1 protein-coding gene is annotated in these 1,705 nt (G+C 37.2%); it reads right to left on the bottom strand.

Annotation, left to right across the window (positions count from 1 at the left end; all coding sequences use genetic code 11):
* Positions 1 to 56 precede the first annotated feature (56 nt).
* Positions 57 to 1,565: an NERD domain-containing protein gene (locus FC20_RS09440; protein ID WP_008462206.1), complete on the bottom strand. Its 1,509-nt coding sequence runs from the start codon at positions 1,563 to 1,565 to the stop codon at positions 57 to 59.
* Positions 1,566 to 1,705: the final 140 nt, after the last annotated feature.

Raw genomic sequence — 1,705 nt, 5'->3', positions numbered from 1 at the left:
TCCCCCAACCTTAGTTAGCCAAGACATTTTTGGACTGACAATTCCCTCAACCTTAGTTAACCAAACTGATTCCAGTTATGCGGAGACAATAATTCTTGTGGGTTAAAGGGATCGAACGTAAATTTAATTACTGAAATTCTATTTTCCTTACCACTTTTGACAATTTCGTAGCTAAGATTTCTAAAAAGTGAAGCTAAGCAGGATGTTGCTGGCTCAACCTTTTGTTTTACAACATCATGATTTGCATAACTTGGTCTAACATCCAAAATTTTTCGGAATTCTTGAAAGGAACATTCATAAGAACCGATTTCAGCATATTGGATCAATTTCCTAAAAAGCGTTTTAGCACAGTTATTACTAATTTTGGCTAGTAGTTGATAATTCCAATAGGTAAAGTTGTCGGTACAATAATTGAAAAGACCATGATATTGATTTTTGACGCTAACTGTAATTTCTTCCGATTCATAGCTTGCCTGAGTGAATAAGCCAGTTGTTTGCATGAATTGAGTTAATTTGTTTATAGAGCGATCCAATTTAGAATAATCCTTATTACGGTATCCGGCTTCAGATGCCAGCTCTTTTCTCGACAACTTAAGGGGGAGTCCTTTTTGGCGGTAGAGTCTGCCGACGATCAACCAAAAGAAATTCTGCTGGCTGCAACTTAATCCAGTTAGTGGATAGTCGTTTAATTTGGCATTATAGGTAATGATGTGTTTGATGGGCAAGTGATATTTCATTGCGAGATTAATCTGCCAGAGATCGTCGGAATTAAGGTTAAAACAGATATTTTGTGGATAGGTTCGCTTATCAGGAATACGGCTGCTCCAGATAGCCTGATTAATCTTAGTGATTTGTCCTGGGGAAATAACACCTTGCCCAAATCCATTGCTTAAGACTAAGTCTAAACTTTTAAGTGGCACCGCTTTTGCGCCGGCACTTTCTAGTGCTTGATCATTAACGATCTGAAAGTTATCAGTCCCATTACGGTTAATGATAACTACAATCGTTTTAATCAGATTTGTATTAATCGAAACTTTTGACTGTAGAGCTTGCAATACGGCTTCTTTATGAAAGGTAAGCTGGTCGTAAATAGCCGGTTCTAATTGTGCAAAATCGAAGGTCCGGCCGCTTACTTTGCGAACCTTGACTTCGATGCAGTAGATCCCTGTTTCAGTAATTAATAAGCTATCAATTTGGTTGTCATAATTTCCTCTATAGTTACCATATTGGTAAGGCAATGACACATTATGGAAAATGATTTTGGTAGAGTTGGCAAGCTTTTTAACAGACTGATCAACTAGTTGCTCACCAGCATCCCCAGCTAAAAGATATTCGGTTTGCTGGAGTTGATCTTCTGAGAGAATTGGAATTTGCTCAAAGTTCAGTTGATTGTAATTTTGAAAGCATTGGTTGAGCTTGCGGATATTAGCTAAATTGTTGATTGAGAGTTGCGTCAAGCAGTTATAATTTGGATCAAGCAGTCTCTCGGTTTCTTTTGCAGTTTGCACAACGATTTCGTTGGTAACCTGGTTTGAACTAAACCAGTGGTAAAAAGAAGCAGTCATAAATTTACCCTCCTATAGTTTATTACACCGAAAATCGCCAAATTAACGTCAAAAGTTGTGGAAAACTACAAATTTAAGTAAAACGTAGTAAATTAATATACATTTTATTTTGGCTAACAAAGGTTGGGGGAATCGTCAGT

It is taken from the genome of Lactobacillus equicursoris DSM 19284 = JCM 14600 = CIP 110162 (assembly GCF_001434815.1).
Taxonomy (GTDB): domain Bacteria; phylum Bacillota; class Bacilli; order Lactobacillales; family Lactobacillaceae; genus Lactobacillus; species Lactobacillus equicursoris.
The sequence above is the reverse complement of the archived record's forward strand: the minus strand, read 5'-3'. Positions and strand labels throughout refer to the sequence as shown.